This window comes from Streptomyces sp. NPDC003635 (assembly GCF_053587635.1).
Map to the genome: position 1 here is coordinate 1 of NZ_JBSFOK010000070.1, position 22,860 is coordinate 22,860.

Annotated in this window: 22 protein-coding genes; 13 read left to right on the top strand and 9 right to left on the bottom strand. The window is 72.4% G+C overall.

Going from position 1 to position 22,860, the window contains the following annotated elements; genetic code table 11:
- The first annotated feature begins 178 nt into the window (after positions 1–178).
- Complete coding sequence (locus ACWDRW_RS37475; RefSeq protein ID WP_451732129.1) at positions 179–976, top strand: alpha/beta fold hydrolase; 798 nt, start codon at positions 179–181, stop codon at positions 974–976.
- Positions 977–995: 19 nt separating this feature from the next.
- Here the strand turns inward: ACWDRW_RS37475 and ACWDRW_RS37480 are convergent, their stop codons facing one another.
- Entirely contained in the window at positions 996–1,469 is a 474-nt protein-coding gene (locus ACWDRW_RS37480) for a winged helix-turn-helix transcriptional regulator (RefSeq protein ID WP_451732131.1), read from the bottom strand.
- Positions 1,470–1,573: 104 nt separating this feature from the next.
- On the opposite strand from ACWDRW_RS37480, the gene ACWDRW_RS37485 reads away from it, so the two are divergent.
- Positions 1,574–2,743, top strand: a complete 1,170-nt coding sequence (locus ACWDRW_RS37485; RefSeq protein WP_451732134.1) for a thiolase family protein — start codon at positions 1,574–1,576, stop codon at positions 2,741–2,743.
- A gap of 4 nt (positions 2,744–2,747) precedes the next feature.
- Here the strand turns inward: ACWDRW_RS37485 and ACWDRW_RS37490 are convergent, their stop codons facing one another.
- The gene (locus ACWDRW_RS37490; protein WP_451732137.1) at positions 2,748–3,509 is read right to left on the bottom strand and encodes a TVP38/TMEM64 family protein; all 762 of its coding nucleotides are present in this window, start codon (positions 3,507–3,509) and stop codon (positions 2,748–2,750) included.
- A 49-nt stretch (positions 3,510–3,558) separates the two neighbouring features.
- Here ACWDRW_RS37490 and ACWDRW_RS37495 point away from each other — a divergent pair, with 49 nt between their 5' ends.
- From ACWDRW_RS37495 to ACWDRW_RS37505, 3 genes are all read left to right on the top strand, one after another.
- On the top strand, positions 3,559–4,281 hold the full coding sequence (locus tag ACWDRW_RS37495) for a DNA alkylation repair protein (RefSeq protein WP_451732140.1): 723 nt from the start codon (positions 3,559–3,561) through the stop codon (positions 4,279–4,281).
- Between the two features lie 269 nt (positions 4,282–4,550).
- Positions 4,551–5,729: an elongation factor Tu gene (gene tuf, locus ACWDRW_RS37500; protein WP_451732143.1), complete on the top strand. Its 1,179-nt coding sequence runs from the start codon at positions 4,551–4,553 to the stop codon at positions 5,727–5,729.
- Between the two features lie 98 nt (positions 5,730–5,827).
- Positions 5,828–6,667, top strand: a complete 840-nt coding sequence (locus ACWDRW_RS37505; protein ID WP_451732145.1) for a spermidine synthase — start codon at positions 5,828–5,830, stop codon at positions 6,665–6,667.
- Here ACWDRW_RS37505 and ACWDRW_RS37510 read toward each other — a convergent pair.
- Complete coding sequence (locus ACWDRW_RS37510) at positions 6,629–7,954, bottom strand: MFS transporter (RefSeq protein ID WP_451732210.1); 1,326 nt, start codon at positions 7,952–7,954, stop codon at positions 6,629–6,631. The two genes, ACWDRW_RS37505 and ACWDRW_RS37510, sit on opposite strands and share 39 nt — an antisense overlap.
- A 37-nt stretch (positions 7,955–7,991) precedes the next feature.
- On the bottom strand, positions 7,992–8,990 hold the full coding sequence (locus tag ACWDRW_RS37515) for a hypothetical protein (RefSeq protein ID WP_451732148.1): 999 nt from the start codon (positions 8,988–8,990) through the stop codon (positions 7,992–7,994).
- A gap of 170 nt (positions 8,991–9,160) precedes the next feature.
- Here ACWDRW_RS37515 and ACWDRW_RS37520 point away from each other — a divergent pair, with 170 nt between their 5' ends.
- Positions 9,161–9,598 (top strand): DUF4442 domain-containing protein, encoded by a 438-nt coding sequence (locus ACWDRW_RS37520; RefSeq protein ID WP_451732212.1) that lies wholly within the window; start codon positions 9,161–9,163, stop codon positions 9,596–9,598.
- A gap of 39 nt (positions 9,599–9,637) precedes the next feature.
- On the opposite strand, the gene ACWDRW_RS37525 is transcribed toward ACWDRW_RS37520, so the two are convergent.
- The gene (locus ACWDRW_RS37525) at positions 9,638–9,805 is read right to left on the bottom strand and encodes a hypothetical protein (protein ID WP_451732151.1); all 168 of its coding nucleotides are present in this window, start codon (positions 9,803–9,805) and stop codon (positions 9,638–9,640) included.
- Positions 9,806–10,006: 201 nt separating this feature from the next.
- Here ACWDRW_RS37525 and ACWDRW_RS37530 point away from each other — a divergent pair, with 201 nt between their 5' ends.
- The 4 genes from ACWDRW_RS37530 to ACWDRW_RS37545 all read left to right on the top strand — a co-directional run bounded on the left by ACWDRW_RS37530 (position 10,007) and on the right by ACWDRW_RS37545 (position 16,621).
- Complete coding sequence (locus ACWDRW_RS37530) at positions 10,007–11,677, top strand: RICIN domain-containing protein (RefSeq protein WP_451732153.1); 1,671 nt, start codon at positions 10,007–10,009, stop codon at positions 11,675–11,677.
- Positions 11,678–11,895: 218 nt separating this feature from the next.
- Positions 11,896–14,364 (top strand): beta-glucosidase, encoded by a 2,469-nt coding sequence (locus ACWDRW_RS37535; RefSeq protein WP_451732156.1) that lies wholly within the window; start codon positions 11,896–11,898, stop codon positions 14,362–14,364.
- A complete protein-coding gene (locus ACWDRW_RS37540; RefSeq protein ID WP_451732159.1) occupies positions 14,361–15,899 on the top strand; it encodes a carboxylesterase/lipase family protein in 1,539 nt (512 codons plus the stop codon). Before ACWDRW_RS37535 ends, ACWDRW_RS37540 begins: the two co-directional genes overlap by 4 nt.
- 77 nt (positions 15,900–15,976) lie before the next feature.
- A complete protein-coding gene (locus tag ACWDRW_RS37545) occupies positions 15,977–16,621 on the top strand; it encodes a DedA family protein (protein ID WP_451732162.1) in 645 nt (214 codons plus the stop codon).
- A 45-nt stretch (positions 16,622–16,666) separates the two neighbouring features.
- Here ACWDRW_RS37545 and ACWDRW_RS37550 read toward each other — a convergent pair whose 3' ends face one another.
- Positions 16,667–17,185 (bottom strand): gamma carbonic anhydrase family protein, encoded by a 519-nt coding sequence (locus ACWDRW_RS37550; protein WP_451732165.1) that lies wholly within the window; start codon positions 17,183–17,185, stop codon positions 16,667–16,669.
- A 74-nt stretch (positions 17,186–17,259) separates the two neighbouring features.
- On the opposite strand from ACWDRW_RS37550, the gene ACWDRW_RS37555 reads away from it, so the two are divergent.
- Positions 17,260–18,057 carry an acyltransferase gene (locus ACWDRW_RS37555; RefSeq protein WP_451732168.1) on the top strand — a complete coding sequence of 266 codons (798 nt, stop codon included), beginning with the start codon at positions 17,260–17,262 and terminating at the stop codon, positions 18,055–18,057.
- Between the two features lie 404 nt (positions 18,058–18,461).
- Here the strand turns inward: ACWDRW_RS37555 and ACWDRW_RS37560 are convergent, their stop codons facing one another.
- Positions 18,462–19,319 (bottom strand): EamA family transporter, encoded by an 858-nt coding sequence (locus tag ACWDRW_RS37560; protein WP_451732171.1) that lies wholly within the window; start codon positions 19,317–19,319, stop codon positions 18,462–18,464.
- A 93-nt stretch (positions 19,320–19,412) separates the two neighbouring features.
- On the opposite strand from ACWDRW_RS37560, the gene ACWDRW_RS37565 reads away from it, so the two are divergent.
- Complete coding sequence (locus ACWDRW_RS37565) at positions 19,413–19,985, top strand: helix-turn-helix domain-containing protein (protein ID WP_451732174.1); 573 nt, start codon at positions 19,413–19,415, stop codon at positions 19,983–19,985.
- A gap of 30 nt (positions 19,986–20,015) precedes the next feature.
- Positions 20,016–20,573 (top strand): YbaK/EbsC family protein, encoded by a 558-nt coding sequence (locus ACWDRW_RS37570; protein WP_451732177.1) that lies wholly within the window; start codon positions 20,016–20,018, stop codon positions 20,571–20,573.
- Between the two features lie 60 nt (positions 20,574–20,633).
- On the opposite strand, the gene ACWDRW_RS37575 is transcribed toward ACWDRW_RS37570, so the two are convergent.
- A complete protein-coding gene (locus tag ACWDRW_RS37575) occupies positions 20,634–21,854 on the bottom strand; it encodes a 4-hydroxybenzoate 3-monooxygenase (protein ID WP_451732180.1) in 1,221 nt (406 codons plus the stop codon).
- Between the two features lie 25 nt (positions 21,855–21,879).
- Positions 21,880–22,836, bottom strand: a complete 957-nt coding sequence (locus ACWDRW_RS37580; protein ID WP_451732182.1) for a formylglycine-generating enzyme family protein — start codon at positions 22,834–22,836, stop codon at positions 21,880–21,882.
- Positions 22,837–22,860: the final 24 nt, after the last annotated feature.

Sequence of the window (22,860 nt, forward strand, 5' to 3'; positions counted from 1 at the left end):
ACGACATTGTGTTGTTGGTGGGGGCGCGCACGGCCCACCCCGGGGGGGGGGGGCCCCCCGGGGGGGGGGGGGGGCGCCCCCCGGGGGGGGGGGGGGCCGGCCCCCCCCCCCCCACGACGGCCATGGCACAGGGGTTTCGCGGAACGCGCCCGCCCCCGCCCGTGGCTAGCCTGGATTCATGGCTACCGTGCGGGTCAGGGGCGTGGACGTCGTCTACGCGCGCGTGGGGGACGGTCCGGGGCCGCCCCTGGTGCTGGTGCACGGCGCGGGTGTGGACGGCCGGATGTGGCAGCCGCAGATGGCGGCGCTGGCCGACGAGTTCACCGTCGTCGCCTGGGACGAGCCGGGTGCCGGATGCTCGTCGGACGTGCCCGCCGGGTTCGGTCTCGCCGACTACGCCGACGCCCTCGCCGCCGTGATCGAGGCGCTGGGCCTGGGCCCCGCCCATGTCGCCGGGCTCTCCTGGGGCGGCACGGTGGTGCTGGAGCTGTACCGGCGGCGCCCTGAGCTGGTCAGGACGCTGATCCTGGTCGACACCTACGCGGGCTGGAAGGGCTCGCTGCCGGCCGAGGAGGTGGCGGTGCGGGTCATGGGCGCCGAGCGGATGTCGGCGGCGCCGGGGAAGCGGTTCGACCCGACGCTGCCGGGGCTGTTCGCCGGGGGCGGTCCCCCCGAGGAGTTCGCGGCGCTGTTCGACGCGATGCAGCGCGAGGTGCGTCCCGCGACCCTGGGGGCCCAGCTCCACCTGATGGCGGAGGCCGACCTGAACGACGTCCTGCCGGGGATCGGGGTGCCGACGCTGCTCCTGTGGGGCGAGGCCGACGTGCGGTCGCCCTTGAGCGTGGCCCGGGGCTTCGCCGCGGCGATCCCGGACGCGCGGCTCGTCGTACTGCCCGGAGCGGGGCACGTGAGCAACCTGGATGATCCGCGGGGGTGCACGGAGGCGCTCCGGGAGTTCTGCCGCGCGCACGCGTGACGGCGCGCACGCCTGCCGCTCACGCCACCGCCGAAGGCCCCGCCACCGTCCACCCCTCGATCTGTGGATGGGCCGTGAGGTCCTCGTGCCGGACCTGATCGCCGCACGCCGAGCAGGTGACAACCGGCAGCAGCTCATGGCCGCAGGAGTGCTCGATGACCATCGGCCGGTCCTCGTCGCCGCGCAGATGGCGGTCGCCCCATGCCATCAGGGTCATCAGGACCGGCTCCAGTTCCAGGCCGGCCTGGGTCGGGCGGTACTCGAAGCGCTGCGGACGCTCGCTGTAGGCCCGCTTGGTCAGGATCCCGGCGTCCACGAGGCGGCGCAGCCGGGTGGTCAGGATGTCGCGCGGGGCGCCGATGTTGCGCACCAGCTGGTCGAAGCGGCCGTTGCCGAGGCACACCTCCCGCAGGACGAGCAGCGAGTACTTCTCGCCGACCAGCGCCAGGGCGTCGGCGATGGAACAGGGGCGCGGGTCCTTGGGGGCGGGCATGAAGCCAAGTCTAGGGGAGGGTTTGATTTTCCAACTCACCGAGCTATGGTGAGTTCGGATTTCCTACTGACCAGTAGGCACACCGGTAGCCGCGGAGGCCGCACATGCGTGACGCAGTGATCGTCGAAGCCGTACGCACCCCCATAGGCAAGGGCAAGCCCGGGGGCGCCCTCTCCCACGTCCACCCCGTCGAGCTCCTTGCCCACACCCTGCGCACCCTCGTCGAGCGCTCCGGCGTCGACCCGGCACTGATCGACGACGTCATCGGCGGCACCGTCGACCAGGTCGGCGAGCAGGCCATGAACACCACCCGCTACGCCGCCCTGTCCGCCGGCTTCCCCGAGTCGGTGCCCGCGACCACCGTGGACCGTCAGTGCGGCTCCTCGCAGCAGGCCGTGCACTTCGCCGCGCAGGGCGTCATCGCGGGCGCCTACGACCTCGTCGTGGCCTGCGGAGTGGAGTCGATGAGCCGGGTGCCGATGTGGTCGAACGTGCCGCCCGGCAAGGACCCCTTCGGTCCCGGCATCGCCGAGCGCTACCCGGAGGGCCTGGTCCCGCAGGGCATCAGCGCCGAACTCATCGCCGCCAAGTGGTCGATCACCCGCGACCAGATGGACGCCTTCGCGGTCTCCTCGCACCACAGGGCCGCCGAGGCCTGGGCGGCCGGCCGCTTCGACGCCGAGGTCGCGCCCCTGGACGGCGTCGCCCGCGACGAGTGCGTACGGCCGAACAGCAGCACCGAGATCCTCGCCGGACTGAAGCCCGCGTACCACGACCCCGCCTTCGCCGAGCGCTTCCCGCAGATCGAGTGGAACGTCACCGCGGGCAACGCGAGCCCCATCAACGACGGCGCCTCGGCGGTGCTCATCACCTCGAGCGAGACCGCGGCCCGGCTCGGCCTGCGCCCGCTCGCCCGGCTGCACAGCTTCGCCGTCACCGGCTCCGACCCGCTGCTCATGCTCACCGGCGTCGTCCCGGCCACGGAGAAGGTGCTGCGCAGGGCATCGCTCACCCTGGACGACATCGACCTGTTCGAGGTCAACGAGGCCTTCTCCAGCGTCGTGCTGGCCTGGCGCCAGGAGACCGGCGCCGACCTGGCCAAGGTCAACGTGAACGGCGGCGCCATCGCCCTCGGGCATCCGCTGGGCGCGAGCGGGACCCGGCTGACGACCACCCTCGTCCACGCCCTGCGCGAGCGTGGAGCCCGCTACGGCCTGCAGACGATGTGCGAGGCGGGCGGGCTGGCCAACGCGATGATCCTGGAGTCGGTGTAACCGCTCAGCGGCCGCGCAGGTGGTGCCGCTTGCGCCAGGCCACCACCACGCCCGCCAGCGCGGGTACGGCGATACAGGCCAGCGCGATCAGGAAGGCGGGGGAGGTCGGCGCCGAGGCGCGGGCGCCGGCCACCACGTACGCGGCGGTGTTCGGGATCGAGCCGAGCGCCGTCGCGAACAGGAACGGCAGGTAACCCATGCGGGAGACGGCTGCGCAGTAGTTCGCCGCCCAGAACGGCACGCCGGGGAAGAGCCGCACCGCCAGCATCGAGCGGAAGCCGTGCCGGGAGAGCTGCCCGTCCGCCGCCTTCAGCCAGCGGCCCCGCAGCAGCGGGCGCAGGGCCTCCTGGCCGAGGATCCGGCCGAGCCCGAAGGAGAGCCCCGCCCCGAGCACGGTCCCCGCCAGCGCGGCGGCGAGCCCCAGCTGGGAGCCGAACAGCGCGCCCGCCGCGAGATTGAGCAGCGGCCGGGGCACGAACGCCACCGTGCACAGCCCGTAGGCCACCGCGAACACCACGGTCGCCGCCGCACCGCCCACCTGTGGTGGCCAGCCGTCCGCCAGCAGCCGCTGGGGTTCGAACAGCAGCATCGCGACCAGGGCCGAGACGAGCAGGACGACCAGGAGGGACAGCCGCGACCACGGTGAGAGCAGTGCTCTCGAACAGCGCGCGGCGAAGCTCACGGGTACGACGACGGCTAGCTCCGTGGTGGCGGCCCGGGGAGAGACCACGGCGGTGCCGCCAGAGCGGGTGGTGGCATCGAGCATCCGGTGACACTAACCGACAAATGTGTGTGATCGCCGTATGGTTCGTCTCATGAGCGTGACAGGCGCGAGAACCCTGGACGTCCCCGACAGCGCCCTCGCCGACATCCTGCTGGACCGACTCACCGCCGCCTACGGCGCCGCGGCCGACCCGGAGCGTGCCGTCTCCATGCGGGCGTACATGAGGGACGTGGCGCCCTTCCTGGGCCTCGCCACCCCCGAGCGCCGCGCCCTGTCCCGCACGGTCCTGCGGGGCACCCCGCGCCCGGACGAGGCCGACTGCAGGGCCGTCGCCCTGCGCTGCTGGCGGCTGCCCGAGCGCGAGTACCACTACTTCGCCGTGGACTATCTGCGCCGGCACGCCGGACGCTGCTCCTCCGCCTTCCTGCCCGTCGCCCGGCACCTGGTCTCCACGGTCCCCTGGTGGGACACGGTCGACCTGCTCGCCGTGCACGTCGTCGGCGCGCTCGTCGCCGCCGACCCGAAGCTCAGCGCGGACATGGACGCCTGGAGCGCGGACGAGGACCTCTGGATCGTCCGCACGGCCCTGCTCCACCAGCTGAGCTACAAGGAACGCACCGACACCGAACGCCTCTTCGCCTACTGCCTGCGCCAGTCCGGGCACCCCGACTTCTTCGTCCGCAAGGCGATCGGGTGGGCCCTGCGCGAGTACGCCAAGACCGACCCGCAGGCCGTACGGGGCTTCCTCGCGCGGGAGAACGGACGCTTCGCGCCGCTGTCGGTGCGGGAGGCCCTGAAGAACATCGGCGCCTGACCACGTACGCCCGCTGAACTCCCGTACCACCGAAAACCATTCGACGTCGGACATCGCGTCGACGATGATCGACGTCATGTTCCGGCACGCCTTCGTCCTCGCAGCATCCGCGGTCGCGGATGCCCCGAAGGCTGCCGTCCCCGTCTTCCTGGCCGCTGTCGACGGCGCCCGAAGCTGACCCTCTCCGGATCGTCCGGCGGACCCCGCAGGGGGAGGGTCGGCCAGTTCCCGGGGTCCCACCGCCACTTCAGACGCTTCGAGGTACCGCCATGTCCAAGACGGCCTACGTCCGCACCAAACCGCATCTCAACATCGGCACGATGGGTCATGTCGACCACGGCAAGACCACCCTGACCGCCGCCATCACCAAGGTCCTCGCCGAGCGCGGCTCCGGCAGCACCACCCAGTACGTGTCGTTCGACCGCATCGACCGGGCGCCGGAGGAGGCCGCGCGCGGCATCACCATCAACATCGCGCACGTCGAGTACGAGACCGACACCCGGCACTACGCGCACGTCGACATGCCCGGCCACGCCGACTACGTCAAGAACATGGTCACCGGCGCCGCGCAGCTCGACGGAGCCATCCTCGTCGTCTCCGCGCTCGACGGGATCATGCCGCAGACCGCCGAGCACGTGCTCCTCGCCCGCCAGGTGGGCGTGAACCACGTGGTCGTGGCCCTGAACAAGGCCGACGCGGCCGACGAGGAGCTCGTCGAGCTCGTCGAGCTGGAGGTCCGCGACCTGCTCACCGCGCACGGCTACGGCGGTGACACCGCGCCCGTCGTACGGGTCTCGGGGCTGAAGGCCCTGGAAGGGGACCCCAAGTGGACGGCGTCCGTCGAGGCGCTGCTGGACGCGGTGGACACCTACGTTCCGATGCCGGAGCGGTATGTGGACGCGCCGTTCCTGTTGCCGGTCGAGAACGTACTGACCATCACCGGGCGGGGGACCGTCGTCACGGGTGCCGTGGAGCGGGGGACCGTCCGGGTCGGGGACCGGGTCGAGGTGCTCGGGTCGGGTCTGGAGACCGTCGTCACCGGTGTCGAGACCTTCGGGAAGCCGATGGAGGAGGCGCAGGCCGGCGACAACGTGGCGCTGCTGCTCCGGGGTGTGCCCCGGGACGCGGTCCGGCGTGGGCATGTGGTCGCGGCGCCGGGGAGCGTCGCGCCCCGGCGGCGGTTCACGGCGCGGGTCTATGTGCTGTCGACGCGCGAGGGCGGCCGTACGACTCCGGTGTCCACCGGCTATCGGCCGCAGTTCTACATCCGGACCGCGGATGTGGTCGGGGACGTCGACCTCGGTGAGGTGGCGGTCGCCCGTCCTGGGGACACGGTCACGATGACCGTCGAGCTGGGGCGGGAGGTTCCGTTGGAGCCGGGGCTCGGGTTCGCCATTCGTGAGGGAGGGCGGACCGTGGGTGCGGGGACCGTGACAGCCGTGGTGTGAGGGCCGCCGCCTGGTTCGTGGGGGACTGCCGGCCGGTGAGAACCGGTCGCGCAGTTCCCCGCGTCCCCGGCCGCACTTTCGTCACCGACAATTGCGAGGTGACCGAACCCATTCCCGTCAGTCGGCCCGTCGACCACGGCACCGCCAAGCTCATGCCCGACGTCGACCGGGAACGCGCCTGGCTGCTGACCGTCGACGGGGCGCCGCAGTCCTACGTCGATCTGGACGAGCCGACGCACCTGGAGTTCGAGTACGCACGGCGGCTCGGGCACGTGCTGGACGTCGTGGCCGATCCCGGGGCCGCCCTGGACGTGCTGCACCTCGGCGGCGGCGCGCTGACGCTGCCCCGGTATGTGGCCGCCACCCGGCCCGGGTCACGGCAGGACGTCGTCGAGGCGGACCGGGCGCTGCTGGAACTGGTCGTGGAGCAGATGCCCGTTCCCGAGGGCGTGCGACTGCATGCCGGGGACGCTCGCGCCTGGCTGGAGGAGGCCCCCGGCGATCTCGCCGACGTGCTCGTCGCCGACGTGTTCGGCGGCTCCCGGGTTCCGGCGCATCTGACCTCCCTCGCCTACGCCCGTGAGGCCGAGCGGGTGCTGCGTGGCACCGGCGTCTATCTCGCCAACCTCGCCGACGCCGCGCCCTTCGCCTTTCTCCGGTCCCAACTCGCCACCTTCGCGGCCGTCTTCGAGGAGCTGGCGTTGATCGCGGAGCCGGGGGTTTTGCGGGGGCGGCGGTTCGGGAACGCCGTGCTCGTCGCCTCGCACGAGCCCGTCGACCTCGCCGCGCTGACCCGGCTCACCGCCTCCGACGCCTTTCCGGCGCGCGTCGAACACGGGCCGGGGCTGCGGGAGTTCATCGGCGGGGCGCGTCCGGTGCGGGACGAGGACGCCGTACCGTCACCCGAGCCCCCGGACGGGGCTTTCAGCATCGGCTGAGGGCTGCGCGGCGGCCGTGGTGACGTGCTTGGTACGGCGGCGAAGGTTCCGTACGTCCGGTACGCACAGGGCGCCCGCCGTGACCACGATGATCAGCACGGAGCAGCCCCACAGCGCCGGGGTCCGCCCGAACGCCGACTCCGCCGGGCCCGCGAGGGCGGTGGCCAGCGGCATCAGGGCGACCGAGCCGAACCAGTCGTAGGCGGCGACGCGGGAGAGCTTGTCCTCCGGTATCTCCTGGTGGAGGGCGGTCATCCAGCTCACCCCGAAGACCTCCAGGGTCACGCCGGTGACGAACATCACCGCGCACAGCACCGCCACCGGCACCGGGATCGCGAGGGCCGCGGACGGCAGGGCCAGCGGGAAGACGCACAGGGTGCCGGCGAGGAGCAGTCGGCGGGGTTTCCACCGGGTCATCAGCAGGGCGCCGGCGACCGTGCCCGCGCCGAAGAAGCCCAGGGCCAGGCCCCAGGGTCCGGCGCCGCCCAGGTGGTCCCGGGCTACGAGCGGGCCGTAGACCGCGTCCGCCGCGCCGACCACCGCGTTGGCGATGGCGAACTGCACGACGACGGCCCACAGCCAGGTCCGGCCGGTGAACTCCCGCCAGCCCTCGCGGAGGTCGGAGAGCAGACCGCCGCCCGGAGTGCGCGGCGCGATATGGCCCACGTCGAGGAAGGCGCGCAGCGCGCCCGCGACGGCGAAGGCGACGGCGTCCGCCGCGAGCACCCAGCCGGGCCCGATCGCGGCGACCATCGCGCCGCCCAGCGCGGCGCCGCCCACGGCCGCGCCCTGCATCGCCATCCGAAAGACGGCGAAGGCACGGCTCGCCTGTTCGCCGCTGACCGACGACAGCAGCATGCCCTCGGCGGCGGGGGAGAAGAACGCCTGGCCGGTGCCCCCGAGCGCGGTCAGCAGCATCATCTGCCACAGGGCGGGTTCGCCCGCGAGGACCAGTACCGCGAAAGCGCCTTGGGACACGCAGTTCAGGGCGTTGGCGGCGACCATCACCCGGTGCCGGGGCAGCCGGTCCGCGACCGCGCCGCCGATGAGCAGGAACAGCACCAGGGGCAGTGTCCGGGCGGCGGCCACCAGGCCCACGTCGCCACCGTCGCCGCCCGCCTCGAGCACCGCGAACGCGGCGGCGATCAGGGCGCCGTGACTGCCGAGGTTGGTCACGAACGCGGCGGCGGTCAGCAGCGAGTAGTTGCGGCCCGCCCAGGTCGGGCGGCGCAGCGGGATGGTGGGCTTCACCTGCCGACTATCGCCGGGGCGGGGCCGGGTTGCCAAATGCATTCCGGGCCATCTTCGGCCCCGCCACCTGCTGCTAAGACTCGGTCGGCATGCTCTCGGTGAGCCGGACCGTGCTCAGGATCTTCTGGACGGTGGCCTCCGGGATCTCGTCCTTGACGCCCGTGGCGCCGAACAGGTTCCAGGTGACGTAGTCGCCCGCGCCGTTCTCGAACGCGAACGTGATCGCCTTGCCGTCGCTGTCGCACTTGCCGTTCTGCGGGGTGTTCTCCGAGTGCGCGGTGGCGACGCTGCCCTTGATGCCCGAGGCGGTGGTGTACGCCTTGGGCTTGTCGTACTTCACGCTCTTGCGGTCCGGGCGGGTGTAGCCGCCGTAGATCCACCACGGCACGCGGGTCTCCGCGGCCTCGTCGAGGTCCTTGGCGCCGTTCTCGCCGCGGGTGCCGGCGGTGACGAGGGCGGTGTCCTCGGTGCGGCCGTCCTTGTCGGAGTCGACCGTGCACCACTTGGACTTGAGGTAGGCGGGCGCGGTCACGGTCGTGCGCTCGAGCGTGCCGTCCTTCTCCTCCCACTCGAAGCCGACGCTGGTGTCGGCGGTGTCGATCTCCCAGTCGGCGGGCACGTCGAACATCGTGCCGAAGCGCGTGTTGACGACGACCTTCCAGCCCTCGATGGTCGGCTCCAGATCGTCGTTGCCGCGCGACTCGCCGGTCTCCGTGGCCGTCGGCTCGGCCGACTTGGTCACGGTCGGGCTCGCGGAGGCCTTGCCGTCCGCCTTGTCGTCCTTGTCGTCGCCGCCCAGCACCAGGAACCCGGTGACTCCGGCGGCCACGACCACGGCCGTGGCCGCCACGATCGCGACCAGCTTGGTCCGGCCGCCGCCCCCACCGCCCTGCGGCGCCGGAGACCCCGCCTGGGTCGGGGCGCCCCACTGCGGCTGCTGCCCGTAGGGGTTGGGCTGCTGATAGCCGGGCTGCTGGTACGGATTCGGCTGCTGGTACCCCGGCTGCTGGTAGGGGTTGTTCTGCTGCTGCGGGTTCTGCTCGCCCCCGGGCGGCTGCTGTCCTGGCCACATGGGCAGCCACCCTAGCGGCGCCAGGGACACGATTCGGTCACCGGGTCTTGTCAGGGACGTAGCAAATCAGCCTGCGGCGGGTGCGCGGCCGCCATCCGTACGACGATCATGGTGCGAATCTGGCCAGCGAGGCTACTCGTGGGTAACATGCCGCCATGAGCGCAGATCAGATGTCGATCGGCGAGTTGCTCGCCGCCACGGTGCCGATGGTTCGCACGCTGAACCTGGAATACCTGGAGACCACTCCGGAGAAGGCCGTCCTGGTGCTCCCGGACCAGAGCGAGTACCGCAACCACGTCGGCGGCCCGCACGCCGGGGCGATGTTCACGCTGGGCGAGTCGGCCAGTGGGGCCATCGTGCTCGCGGCCTTCGGGGACCAGTTGTCGCGGGCCGTGCCGCTGCCGGTGACCGCGGACATCGCGTTCAAGAAGATCGCCCTGGGTCCGGTCACCGCGACCGCGACGCTGGGCCGGCCGATCGACGAGGTCGTCGCCGAACTCGACGCGGGTAAGCGGCCGGAGTTCCCGGTGAGCGTCGCCATCCAGCGCGAGGACGGTGCCGTCACCACCGAGATGACGGTGGTGTGGACCCTGCGTCCCAACAGCTGAGGCGGGCGGAGGGCCCCTCGCTAGGGGCCCTGATGCCGCTCAGGGCGCGAGGCACAGGTCGCCGTCGATCCGCGCCGTGAACTCCTGACCCAGGCCCGGGTGGTCGCGGGTCGGGCGGACCGCCTTGCGCGGATGGTCGCCTCTCTGGGCGTCGTTGAGTCGGGTCGCCGTGTCCTCCTCCACCTTGTTGGAGGTTCCGCGCGTCAATCGCCCTGCGCCGCACACGATTTGGCACTTGGTTCGGACCGATGGTTCGAATGCCGGTGCGGATACCCGCGGTAACTATTCCGCATTTCCTCCTTCCTGGACGGGAGTCACTCGAACTCCTTGTTTCCCATGAGTCGCTTGTGCGAAAGTGAGCGCCCCCTCAGCGAGTGTGCCGCAACTCATGCGGAAGTAAATCGCTCAGTGCAATCCCCTCACCCCCCACGCCCCCCGTACCCGCCGCGCCCCGGAGCGGTCCCGGCCGACTCCGACCGTGCTCTCCTCTCCCGGCTCGGCCCGTCCGGCGCCGGTGCCGACGGTCTTCCGCTGTTGCTGGCGCGGCACTGGCGGGCCGCGCACGAGTACGCCGTGATCTGCCTGGCCACGGCCGGGAGTTCGGCCTCGATGGTGACCACTGCCGCCTTCGGGCGGGTGCTCGGCAAGCCGTCTGTCAGTGCCCTTCGCCCGCATCTCCTCATGGCTGTGCGCGACACGGTGAAGGAATGGGCGGCCGACGAGCGAATTTCCGTCGTACTGCCGGAACTGCGCAAAACGACCGGGGCCCGCGGACTGCGCGCGGCGAGGCCGGTGACACCGGAAAGGCGACGCCTCGCCGAGCGTGCCTTCCGGGCTCTTCCGGGTGCTTCGCAATGCCTGTTGTGGCATACCGAGGTCGAGGCGGAGCCGATAACCGTACCGGCCGGTCTGCTGGGCGTCGACACCGTCACCGCTTCGGCCGCGCTGGAGCAGGCGCGCGAGCAATTCCGTACCGCCTGTGTACGCGCCCATCATGAACTCGCGCCCACCCGGGAATGCCGCTACTACCACCGCCTCCTCGACGTGCCGATCCGCCGGGGCGGCTCCCTGCTGCCCGAGGTCCAGCGGCACCTGGCGGAGTGCCGCTACTGCCGGCACGCCGCCGAACAGCTCAGTCACTTCGAGGGCGGCCTGGGGGAACTCCTCGCCGAGACGGTCCTCGGCTGGGGCGCCCGGCGCTACCTGGAGTCCCGCCCGGGGCGCACCGGTGAGCACACCGCGTCGACCGCCCGCGCTGGCGGCGGACGCCACCGCCCCGCCCCCGCCCGGCAGTTCGTCCCGGCCCGCGGGCGCGCGAAGGTCGCCGTGGGCGTGGGTCTGACCGCACTCGCGCTGCTCGCGACCGTGCTGGCCAGCAGAGGCTGGTCCGATGACAACGGTGTCCCCGGCCCTCATGCCGCCTGGGGCGCGCCGAGCGCCGTGACCGAGCCGTCCACGGCCGGCGCGACCTCGGCCGCCTCCGCGAGCCGCTCCGTCGAACTCGGCCACGGACGGCTGCGCAACCTCGGCACCGGGCTCTGCCTCGGCCTCCGGGACGGGGTGCCCCGACCCGGCGGGGCGGTTGTGCTGGCGGGGTGCTCGGCCGCCGGATCACAACAGTGGTCGTACCAGAACGACGGACTGCTCCGCAGCTCCGCCGATCCCTCGCTCTGCCTCGACTCCCACGCCGGCGACGGCACGGTCGGACTCGCCGACTGCCTCGTGCACGACGGCGAGGTGCGCCACGACCTCACGGTCCACGGCGAACTCCTGCTCCGCGGCGGCGAGGAGCGGGTCGTCGCGCCCGGCGACGGAGAGGAGGTGACCGTCGCCGAGCGGGACGGCTCCGCGGACCAGCGCTGGCGCCTCGAGCCCGGGGAGACCGGCACGAGGAAGCGGGCGGAGGCGCCCGATCCCGCGCCGAGGGAACAGGAACCGTACGAGACACGGATCGCGCAGGTCGACAGTCGTACAGAGTCCGAACCCGCCACGCGGCCGGACCCGTCGGCCCGGGCCGCCTCCCTGCCCGGCCGGACGCTGGAGGCGGTCGCCACGGTCACCGATCCGCTTCTCTTCTGACGCTAGAGGGGCCACCCCCTCCGGGGTGGCCCCTCTTTGTTCATGTCATTGACACGAGTCACCATCGGTCCTACGTTTCCGACGCGCCGGTGGCGTTTCTCACGGGGTGTCAAGTCGGACTGACGCATAGTGCGTTCAGAGGGCGAACGCATCCGGGGGCCGCCGCGCGACCGCGGTTCACATCGTCGTGCCCGCACACCGAAGGAGTGACGGCTGCCATGACCGACACTGTCTCCCGGCGAACCGCCCTGCGGCTGGTGGGCGGCGCCGTCGCCGTCGCCGCCGCGGCGACCGGTGGCATCGCCCCACCGTCCAGCGCCCACGCCCAGGGCAGACCCGATCCGAGCGCCGGCCGGCGCGTCGAGAGTCTCCTCGGCAAACTCACCCTCGATGAGAAGATCTCCCTTCTGCATGGCGCCACCGACCCCACCCCGCTCGGCCAGGCGGGCTACGTCCCCGGAGTGCCGCGCCTCGGCATCCCGCCCCTGCGCCTGGCCGACGGCCCGGCCGGCGTTCGCGTCACGGCGCACGCCACGGCTCTGCCCGCCCCGGTCCTGTTGGCCTCGGCCTTCGACCCCGAACTGGCCCGCCGCTACGGCCGGGTCATCGGACACGAGGGCCGCGCCCTCGGCCAGGACGTCCTGCTCTCCCCGATGGTCAACCTCATCCGCACCCCTTACGCCGGGCGCAACTTCGAGACCTTCAGCGAGGACCCGCTGCTCGCCTCCGACCTCGTCGCCGCCGAGATCGAGGGCATCCAGGCCGAGGGCCTCGTCGCCACCGTCAAGCACTTCGCCCTGAACAACCAGGAGAAGGATCGCGACACCATCGACGTGCGCGTCGACGAGCAGACGATGCACGAGGTCGAACTGCGCGGTTTCGAGGCCGCCGTCGGCGCCGGCACGGGCGCGGTGATGGGCGCCTACAACCAGGTCAACGGCACCTACGCCTGCGAGGACAAGTCCCTCCTCACCGACGTCCTGCGCGACCGGTGGGGTTTCGAGGGCCTGGTGATGACCGACTGGTTCGCCGCGCACAGCACCCGGAAGGCCCTCACCGCGGGCCTGGACCTGGAGATGCCGGACGGCACCCACTTCGGCGCGGCGCTGAAGCGGGCCGTGCGCGGCGGCAGCGTGTCCGAGCGGTACGTCGACCGGGCCGTACGCCGGATCCTGTCCGTGATGGACCGTTTCGGCCTCCTCGACGGCAGCCCGCCGGCACGGCCCGAACGCGACCCCCGCGCCGGTGCGGCCGTGGCTCTGGAGGTCGCCAAGGCGGGAGCCACCCTGCTGCGCAACAAGCGGGCCACTCTGCCCCTGACCGACGGCAGTATCGCCGTGATCGGGCAGAGCGCCGCCCTGCCCTTCGTCAGCGGTGGCGGCAGCGCCCATGTCGTCCCCGACCGCGCCGCGAGCCCCCTCGACGCCATCCGGGCCCGCGGCGGCGACGTCACCCACGCGCTGGGCGAGGACGTCTTCGGCAAGCCCGTCCCCGCCTCGGTCCTCAGCCCGGCCCTCGACAGCGAGGGTCTGAGGGTCGCACCGGGGCAGACCTGGTCCTACGACGGCACGCTCACGGTCGACGCGGACGACGAGTGGATTTTCGTCGTCCACTACTCCGGCGCCCCGACCATCCGCCCGAAGGTCCTCCTCGACGGGGAGGAACTCTTCCCGCTCGTGCCGGGGTGGGGCGAGTACTTCATGGGCGGTTACGTCACCACGGCTCCCGACGGACTGTCCGTGCGCCGCAAGGCGCTGACCCTGGCGCGGGGCGCGCACCGGTTGGAGATCACCGCGCAGGGCGGGGACACCGGCCAGGAGTTCCGGCTGCGCAGAATCACCAGCGCGACCCGGGCGGACGACGTCGCCGAGGCCGTACGGGCCGCGCGCGCCGCCCGCCACGTCGTCCTGTTCGCCTACGAGGACGCGACCGAGGGCCAGGACCGCACCACCATCGCCCTGCCCGGCCACCAGGAGGATCTGATCGACGCCGTGGCCTCGGCCAACGCGCGCTTGACCGTCGTCCTCAACACCTCGTCCGCGACCTCCATGCCCTGGCTGAACCGCACCGGGGCCGTGCTCCAGATGTACTACCCCGGCCAGGAGGGCGCGACCGCCACCGCCGCCGTGCTGTTCGGCGACTGCGACCCCGGCGGCAGGCTCACCCAGACCTTCCCGGTCGACGACGACCACCACCCGGTCGCCGGAGACCCGCGCCGCTACCCGGGAGTCGACGGCACCGAGGTCTACTCCGAGGGCGTCCATGCCGGACACCGCTGGTACGACCTCACGGGAGAACGCCCGCTGTTTCCCTTCGGGCACGGGCTGTCCTACACCACGTTCGGCTACGAGGACCTCTCGGCACGCAGGCACCGCAGCGGCCTCGACGTGCGCTTCACCCTTCGCAACACCGGTCGGCGGGCCGGGATCGCGGTGCCGCAGGTGTACATCGGCCCCTCGCCCGACCTCGAACTCGAAGAGGCGGTAAGGGTGTTGGGTGGCTACCGGCGGCTGGGGCTGCGCGCGGGGGAGCGGCGCGAGGTCATCGTGCGCGTCACGGAGCGCACCTTGTCGTCCTGGGATCCGGCCCGCCACGGATGGGTGCTGGGCACCGGAAGGCGAACCGTCTGGGCAGGGGCGTCCGCGGGCGATCTGCGGGTGCGTACGAGTGTGGAGGTGACGCGTTGATACGGCGTGCCCTGATCGCGCTGGCGGTCCTGGCGGCGGCGGTCGCCTCCCCCTCGCCCGCCCAGGCCGCGGCGGATCCGGTCGTCCGTACCGAGGCGGGCCTGGTACGCGGTGAAACCACCGCCGAGGGGCGGCAGTTCCTCGGCGTACCCTTCGCCGAAGCGGCCCGCTGGACGGAGCCGAGCCGGGTCCGCCCCTGGCAAGGGGTGCTGGACGCCCGGGACTTCGGCAACAAGTGCGTACAGGGGGTGAGTTGGGACCCCGGCTACGAGCGGCCGAGCCTCACCGAGGACTGCCTCGACCTCAATGTGTACGTGCCCGAGGGAGCGGGCCGACGCGCGGTGCTGGTGTGGTTCCACGGCGGCGGGCTCACCGCCGGGGCGGGGCGGGACGTCGTCCCCGACGCCTTCGCCCGGCAGACCGGAACGGTCGTCGTGACCGTCAACTACCGGCTCGGCGCGATGGGCTTCCTCGCCACCGTCGGACTCGACGACGAGACCGGCGACGGCGTCTCCGGCAACTACGGCATGCTCGACCAGCAGGCCGCGCTGCGCTGGGTGCGCGCCAACATCGGCCGCTTCGGCGGTGACCCGGGGCGCGTCACCATCGCGGGCGAGTCCGCGGGCGGGCGCTCGGTCTGCACCCAGCTCGCCTCACCCACCGCCCGGGGACTGTTCCGCGCCGGGATCATCCAGAGCGGCGCCTACGACGACTGCGCGGCCCGGAGCCACGGCGCGGCGGTGACCGAGGGCGCCGCATTCGCCGAGAAGCTCGGCTGTACGAGCGTGGCGTGTCTGCGCGGCAAGACCCCCGCCGAGATCCTCGCCGCGCAGGGCGGCTTCGACTGGGGTCCCGTGACCGGCGGCGCCTTCCTGCCGGTGCAGCCGGCGGACGCGTTCGGGAAGGGCGCCGCCAAGGGGGTGCCCGTGATGAACGGCGCCAACCAGGACGAGGGGCGGCTGTTCGCCTTCGGCCGGTTCGACGGGGCGGGGGGACCGCTCACGGCGGAGCAGTACCCGTCGGTGATGCGGGCGGCCTTCGGTGCGGAGGTCCTCGCCCGCTACCCCCTCTCCGCGCATCCCTCCCCGACGATCGCCTACGGCACCGCCTTGGGCGACATGCTGTTCGCCTGCCCGGCGCTCCGGCTCGACGGCACCCTGGCCGGACGCGGCCCGGTGTACACGTACGAGTTCGCCGACCGCACCTCCCCGCCCTTCGCCTCGCTGCGCGACCTCGGCACCGACTTCGACTTCGGCGCGACGCATGTGAACGAGGTGCAGTACCTCTTCAAGCACTTCGGCCTGAGGAGCCCGCTCGACGCCGGGCAGCGGGCGCTGGCCCGGCAGATGGTCCAGTACTGGGGCTCCTTCGTCCGGACCGGAGTGCCCCGCGCCGACGGACAGCCCGCCATGCCGGAGGGCGGCCCGGAGCGGGTGCTGTCGCTGCGGACCGCGTCGGCGGGCGGCAACGCTGCGAGCACGGCCGTGCGGCGGGACCACCAGTGCGACCTGTGGGACGCCGGCCTGTCACCGTGAGCAGGTAGGCTGCCCCGGCGCGCGCTCGCGGACGAGCGCGCGCCGGGAACAGGCCCAGCACATGAGAGGAAGCGGCGTTGCACGTCCAGGAATGGCTCGAAACGGTGCCCCCGCTCGCCATCTATCTGCTGGTGGGCCTGGTCATCGGACTGGAGAGCCTGGGCATCCCGCTGCCCGGCGAGATCATCCTGGTCTCCTCCGCGCTGCTCGCCTCCCAGCACGGTGAGATCGACCCCGTCATCCTCGGCGCCTGCGCCACCACGGGCGCCATCGTCGGCGACTCCATCGGCTACGCCATCGGCCGCAAGGGCGGACGCCCGCTGCTGGCCTGGCTGGGCGGGAAGTTCCCCAGGCACTTCAGCGAGGCGCACATCGCCACCGCTGAGCGCTCCTTCCAGAAGTGGGGCATGTGGGCGGTCTTCTTCGGCCGCTTCGTCGCCCTCCTCCGCATCTTCGCCGGCCCCCTCGCGGGCGTCCTGCACATGCCGTACTGGAAGTTCCTCACGGCCAACGTCCTCGGCGGCATCCTCTGGGCGGGCGGCACGACGGCGGTCATCTACTACGTCGGCGTGGTCGCCGAGTCCTGGCTGAAGCGCTTCTCGTGGCTGGGCCTGGTGGCCGCGGTCCTGATCGGCCTGACGTCGTTCCTGATCGTGCGGAGCAAGGCGAAGAAGGCACAGCAGGCGCAGCCCGAGGCGGAACTGGTGGGCGCCGGGGAGTGAGGGGAGTCCAGGCCCGCGACGCCGTGACCCACCACACGGCCGGGCCTAGGGGCGCTCGTGCTCCTGCCGGTGCGCCCCGGCCAGCTCCGCGTACATGGTCCCGTTCAGCGTGATCCCCTGACGCTCCTCCTCCGACAGCTCCCGCCGGACCTTCGCGGGCACCCCCGCCACGAGCGACCCCGGCGGTACGACCATCCCCTGCGGCACGAGCGCCTGCGCGGCGACGAGGGACCCGGCCCCGATCACCGCCCCGTTCAGCACCGTCGCGCCCATCCCGACGAGGCAGTCGTCCTCGACGGTCGCTCCGTGCACGACCGCGTTGTGCCCGATGGAAACACGTTCCCCCACGCTCACCGGAAAGCCGGGATCCGCGTGCAGCGTGCAGTTGTCCTGCACGTTGCTGCTCGCCCCCACGGAGATCCGCTCCACGTCCCCCCGGAGCACGGCCCCGTACCAGACGCTCGCGCCCTCCCTCAGCGTCACGTCCCCGATCACCGAGGCCGTGGGCGCGACGAACACGTCCTCCGAGACCTTCGGCTCCCGCCCGCCAATACCCTTGATCATCATCGCCTCCTGATCACGTGATACCCGGCACCGTACGCCACCGGTTGGGGTGAAGATCACAGCCCCTCGACCGTATGCGGCCACCGGACGCTCAGTACGGTGAACGCGTGCCGAAGAGCAAGAACACGTTCTCGTCCTGGAGACGCCGAGTGGCGCAGCGCGCCGTCCACGCGAGCTGGGCCTGGGTGCAGCGCACCGGCTCGGTCACCGCCGAGCGCCCCGGCCGGTTCCGCTTCGGCTCGATGGGCGAGGCCACCCGCCTGGCCTTCCCGCTCGGCACGGTCTTCGGGGAGCCCTGGATCCATCTTGGCTCGCACTGCATCGTCGGCGAGCAGGTCACGCTGACGGCGGGCCTGATGCCCGACCTCGACCTCGGCCCCGAGCCGATCCTGCGCATCGGCGACGGAGTGGTCCTCGGCCGCGGCAGCCATGTCATCGCCGACACCACGGTCACGATCGGCAGCGACTGCTACTTCGGGCCGTACGTCTACGTCACCTCGACGAACCATTCGTACGACGACCCGCACGAGCCCATCGGCAAGCAGTGGCCGCGGATGGAGCCGGTGTCGATCGGCCCGGGGTGCTGGATCGGCACGGGAGCGGTGATCCTGCCGGGTGCCCGGATCGGCCGGAACGTCGTCGTGGCGGCCGGTGCCGTGGTCCGCGGCGTGGTTCCCGACCACGCCGTCGTGGCGGGCGCGCCCGCCCGGGTCGTACGGCGCTGGACGCCCGCCGAGGGCTGGCAGCCGCCGCTCCGGACGCCAGCGCCGGTGCCGATACCGGACGGGGTGACCTCGGACCAGCTGGCCGCGCTGGCGGAACTGGACGAGGAGTCGGTGGAGCGACTGGCCCAACTGGAGACGGAGGCCTGAGGCGACCGGGGCAGGAGGCGGCCGGGGTCAGAAGGCAGCGCGGACTGAGGCGGTCGGTGGTCAGGGGGAGGGGCGGGCCTGGGGCGGCCGGTCGTCAGGAGGGGGCGGAGGTCTGACCTGCCCGCTCGCGGTCCTGGTCCTGAGGTGGTGGTTCGCGGTCAGGGGCGTGAGACGGCCGGTGGCAGTCGGCGGCCGGTGGCGGTCGTTGGTCTGGGGTGGCGGTTCGCGGTCAGGGGCGTGAGACGGCCGGTGGCGGTCGTAGGTCTGGGGTGGCGGTGCGCGGTCAGGGGCCCGAGACGGCCGGTGGCGGTCGGAGGCCTGAGGTGGCCGGTGGCGGTCGTTGGTCTGAGCTGGCAGGTCGTGGTCTGAGGCCTGCGAGGGCCGGTGGCGGCCGGAGGGCTGAGTCAGCCCGTGGCCAGGAGCAAGGTGCCCGCGAGCGCCAGCCCCGCGCCCGCCGCCTGGATTCCGCGCAGCCGTTCCCTGAGCAGTCCGCGCGCGGCCAGTGCCGTCACGACCGGGTACAGCGAGGCGAGCACGGCGGCGACCGTCACCGGTCCGGTCTGCGCGGCGACGGAGTACGTGCCGTTCGCGGCGACGTCCGCGAGGCCGACGAAGCCGAGGGCGGGCAGCGCGCGCCAAGGGAAACCCTCGGCCGGAAGGGCGGCGGAGCCGCGCCGCACCGAGAGGTACAGGGCCGTACCGCCCGCCGCGACGTTGGTGACCCGCTGCACGAACAGGGCCAGGAACAGCCCGGTGATCGTGCTGGAGGCCTCGGCGATCAGCGCCATCACCGCGCCGAAGCCGAACGCCGCCACGAGCGTGAGCAGGACCGCCTGCCGCTGCACCGGCGCACCCCGGAACTGCGGCCCGCCCGCCAGGACGACCCCCGCCACGGCCACCACGATGCCGGCGAACTGCATCAGCCCCGGCCGCTCGCCCAGCACCAGGCCGACCCCCACGGGGACCGCCACGCCGAGGGACCCCAAGGGCGACACGACACCCATCGGGCCCAGGGCCAGTGCCTTGTAGAAGGCCAGCATGGCCACCGGGCCCACCAGTCCGGCCCCCACCGCGAACCAGAGCTGCGGTCCGGCCTCGCTCCAGCCGCCGGTCGCCAGCACGATCGCGCCGAGCACGGCCACGGCGATCGACTGGGAGATCACCACCACGGTGAGCGCGGGCGTGCGCTTGCTCAGCAGTCCTCCGCCGAAGTCGGCCAGCCCCCACAGGACGCTGGTGGCCAGGGCGAAGAATGCTGTCACGGGTCGCCTCGCAGTACAGTTCGGTGAACGATCGGGTGCACCTCACCGTAGTTCAAGAAAATGAACTCTGTCATCCAGGATATTGGACGGAATGTGTCGGACCTCGAACTGCTGACCCAGTCCCTGGCGCGCAACGTCAAGCGCTGGCGCACCGAGCGCGGTTTCACCCTGGACACGCTCGCCGCCCGCGCCGGGGTCAGCCGCGGCATGCTGATCCAGATCGAGCAGGCCCGCACCAACCCCAGCCTGGGCACGGTCGTGAAGATCGGGGACGCGCTCGGGGTCAGCATCCCCACCCTCCTCGACTACGAGCAGGGACCGAAGGTGCGCGTCGTCCCGGCCGACCAGGTAGTACGGCTGTGGCACACCGACGCCGGCAGCTACAGCCGCCTCCTCGTCGGCACCGAGGCCCCGGGACCGCTGGAGATGTGGAACTGGCGGCTGATGCCCGGCGAGAGCAGCGCCTCCGACCCGCACCCCACCGGCACCGTCGAACTCCTCCATGTCACCGCCGGGGAGCTGACGCTGACCGTCGACGGAGTGCAGCACCGCGTCCCGGCGGGCGCCAGCGCCTACTTCGAGGCGAGCGCCGCCCACATGTACGGCAACGACGGTGACGTCCCCGCCGAGTTGGTGCTGGTCGTCTCCGTCCCGCCCGTGCGCTGAGGTCCGTCTCGAGGTTGCTACCGTGCGGCCATGCGCGCACCCATCGGACACTTCGACCAGGCCACCCCCGCCCCCGACTGCCTCGACGAGCTGACCGCCCCGGTCGCCGCCGCCGTACGCGACTGGAGCGGCAGCGTCCCCGCCGACCAGATCGTCTACGTCGACACCGACCCGCAGTGGGCCGACACCGCCGTCTTTGTCGAGCACTACGGCCGCGAACTGCTCGAACAGTCGGCGAACTGCGTGGTGGTGGCCGGCAAGCGCGGCGGTGAGACCACGCTCGCCGCCTGTGTCGTGCTCTCCACCGCCCGCGTCGACGTCAACGGCGCGGTACGCCGCCAGCTCGGCGCCCGCAAGGCCTCGTTCGCCGCGATGGACACCGCGACCGGCGAGACCGGCATGGAGTACGGCGGCATCACCCCGATCGGACTGCCCGCCGACTGGCCGGTGCTGGTGGACTCCGCGGTCGTGGACCTCCCGTACGTCCTGGTCGGCAGTGGCCGCCGGCGCGGCAAGCTGCTGGTGCCGGGGAAGGCCTTCGCCGAGCTGCCCGGTGCCGTCGTCCTGGAAGGGCTCGGGCTCGCCTGAGACCGCTCAGGGCTCATGTCGTGATACGGCCCAGCGGTCGGCGTTTCCCGATACGGCCCGCTAGACGGCGTTCTTGCCCAGGTACTGCTCCGCGAACGCCAGGCCCGCCGCACGGGAGCCGAAGAGGCGGCGCAGCCGGGCCAGGGTGGTCCCGGCGCGATGCGGGTCGCCCGAGGAGGTGCCGTGGTACACCTCCGACAGCCACTGCGAGAACTCCTGGTAGTCCCAGACCCGGTCCAGGCAGGCCGGTGAGTAGCCGTCGAGGCCCGCGGTGTCGCCCTTGGTGAGGTACGCGACCAGGGCGTCACCGAGCAGGAAGGCGTCGTGCAGGGCGAGGTTCATGCCCTTCGCGGCGATCGGCGCGGTGAGGTGGGCGGCGTCACCGGCCAGGAAGAGCCGCCCGAAGACCATGGGCTCCACGACGTAACTGTGCATGTCCAGCACGCGCTTCTCGATCAGCCGCCCCTCGGTCAGGCGGGGCGCTCCGGCCGCGCCGAGCCGCAACTGGAGCTCGGACCAGACCCTCTCGTGGGACCAGTCGTCCGGGTCGTCGCCGGGCGGGCACTCCAGGTAGTAGCGGGTCACCTCGGGGCTGCGCGCCATGTGCCCGGCGAACCCGCGCGGATGCATGCCGAACACCACACAGTCGTTGGACGGCGGCGCCTCGGCGAGCAGTGCCAGCCAGCCGACGCCGTAGTCGTACCGCGACACCTGCGCGCGCCCGGGCGGCAGCGCGGTGCGCGACACCCCGCGCGCCCCGTCGCAGCCCGCCACGAAGTCGGCGCGCACGACCTGCCGTTGTCCGGACTCGGGGTCGGTGTACGACACGGAGGGCCGGTCCGCTTCCAGATCGTGCAGCTCCACGTCCCGCACGCCGAAGCGGATGGCGCCGCCCCGCACGTCCGCGTACTCCCGTACGAGGTCCGTCACCAGCAACGGCTGCGGATAGACGAAGTGATGATGTCCCGTCAGTTCGGCGTACTCGAAACGGTAGCGCTCTCCGGAGAACCGGAACTCGCACTCGTTGTGCACCTGACCGCGCGCCAGCAAGTTGCCCGCGAGGCCGCGCTGTTCGAGCCCGCGTACGGCCCACTCCTCCAGGACGCCGGCCCTGGGCCGCCGCTCGATGAACTCACGGCTCTCGGTCTCCAGGACCAGACAGTCGACGGAGGCGGCCCGCAGGATGTTGCCGACGGTGAGCCCGGCCGGTCCGGCACCGACTATGACGACCGGAAAGCGCTGTGCGGCACCGGAGTTGTGGTGGGGGGTGCTGGAAGTCACGCCAGCATTATGGTCGTACCGGCTTTCAGGTGTCCGCCGCGCAGCGGAACCCCGCGTGACCGCTGGAACCGTCCGGGGTGTTGGCGCTGCGGGCGGCGACCCGGTAGCGGTTGCAGTAGGAGGCGTGGCACATGTGGGAACCGCCGCGGATCACCTTGGCGGTGCCCTCGGCCGGGCCGGTGGGGCCGGCCGCCGCTCGGTGCTCCGTGGACCACCAGTCCGCGCACCACTCCCACACGTTGCCCGACATGTTGTGGAGCCCGTACCCGTTGGGCTCGAAGGCGTCCACGGGGGCGGTGCCCCGGTAGCCGTCGGCCGCGGTGTTCTGGGTGGGGAAGGTGCCGCGCCATATGTTGCAGCGGTAGGTGCCGCCGGGGTCGAGGTCGTCGCCCCAGGGGTAGCGCTTCTGTTCCAGGCCGCCGCGGGCGGCGTACTCCCACTCGGCCTCCGTCGGCAGCCGCTTGCCGGCCCAGGCGGCGTAGGCGGCGGCGTCGTACCAGGACACATGGACCACCGGGTGGTCACCGCGTCCGGCGAGATCGCTGCCCGGGCCCTCCGGCCGGTCCCAGGCCGCGCCCGCGACCGCGCACCACCAGGGCGTCCGCTCGGGCCGCGGGGCGTCCCGGCGCAGGGCGGCGGGCAGGAACCCGGCGAAGACGTACGACCAGTCCAGGCGCTCGGCGTCGGTGAGGTGGCCGGTGTCGGCGACGAACGCGGCGAAGGCGTCGTTGGTCACCGCGCGGGTGTCCAGGCGGAAGGAGTTCAGCCGCACGGGTCGTACCGGGCCCTCGCCGTCGTCCGGGAACCCCTCGCTGTCCTCGGCCCCCATCAGGAACTCGCCGCCCGGGAGCAGGACCATGCCGTCACTGGAGAAGGCGCTGCCAGCGGCCGTGCGGGGGCCCGTGGCGACCGGCTCCTGCCTGGCCGAGCCGGTCCCGGAGGACGGCACGCAGCAGAGGGCGGGCGGCGGCGGCTCGGGCATCGGTTCTTCCTCGCGGACCGGTGA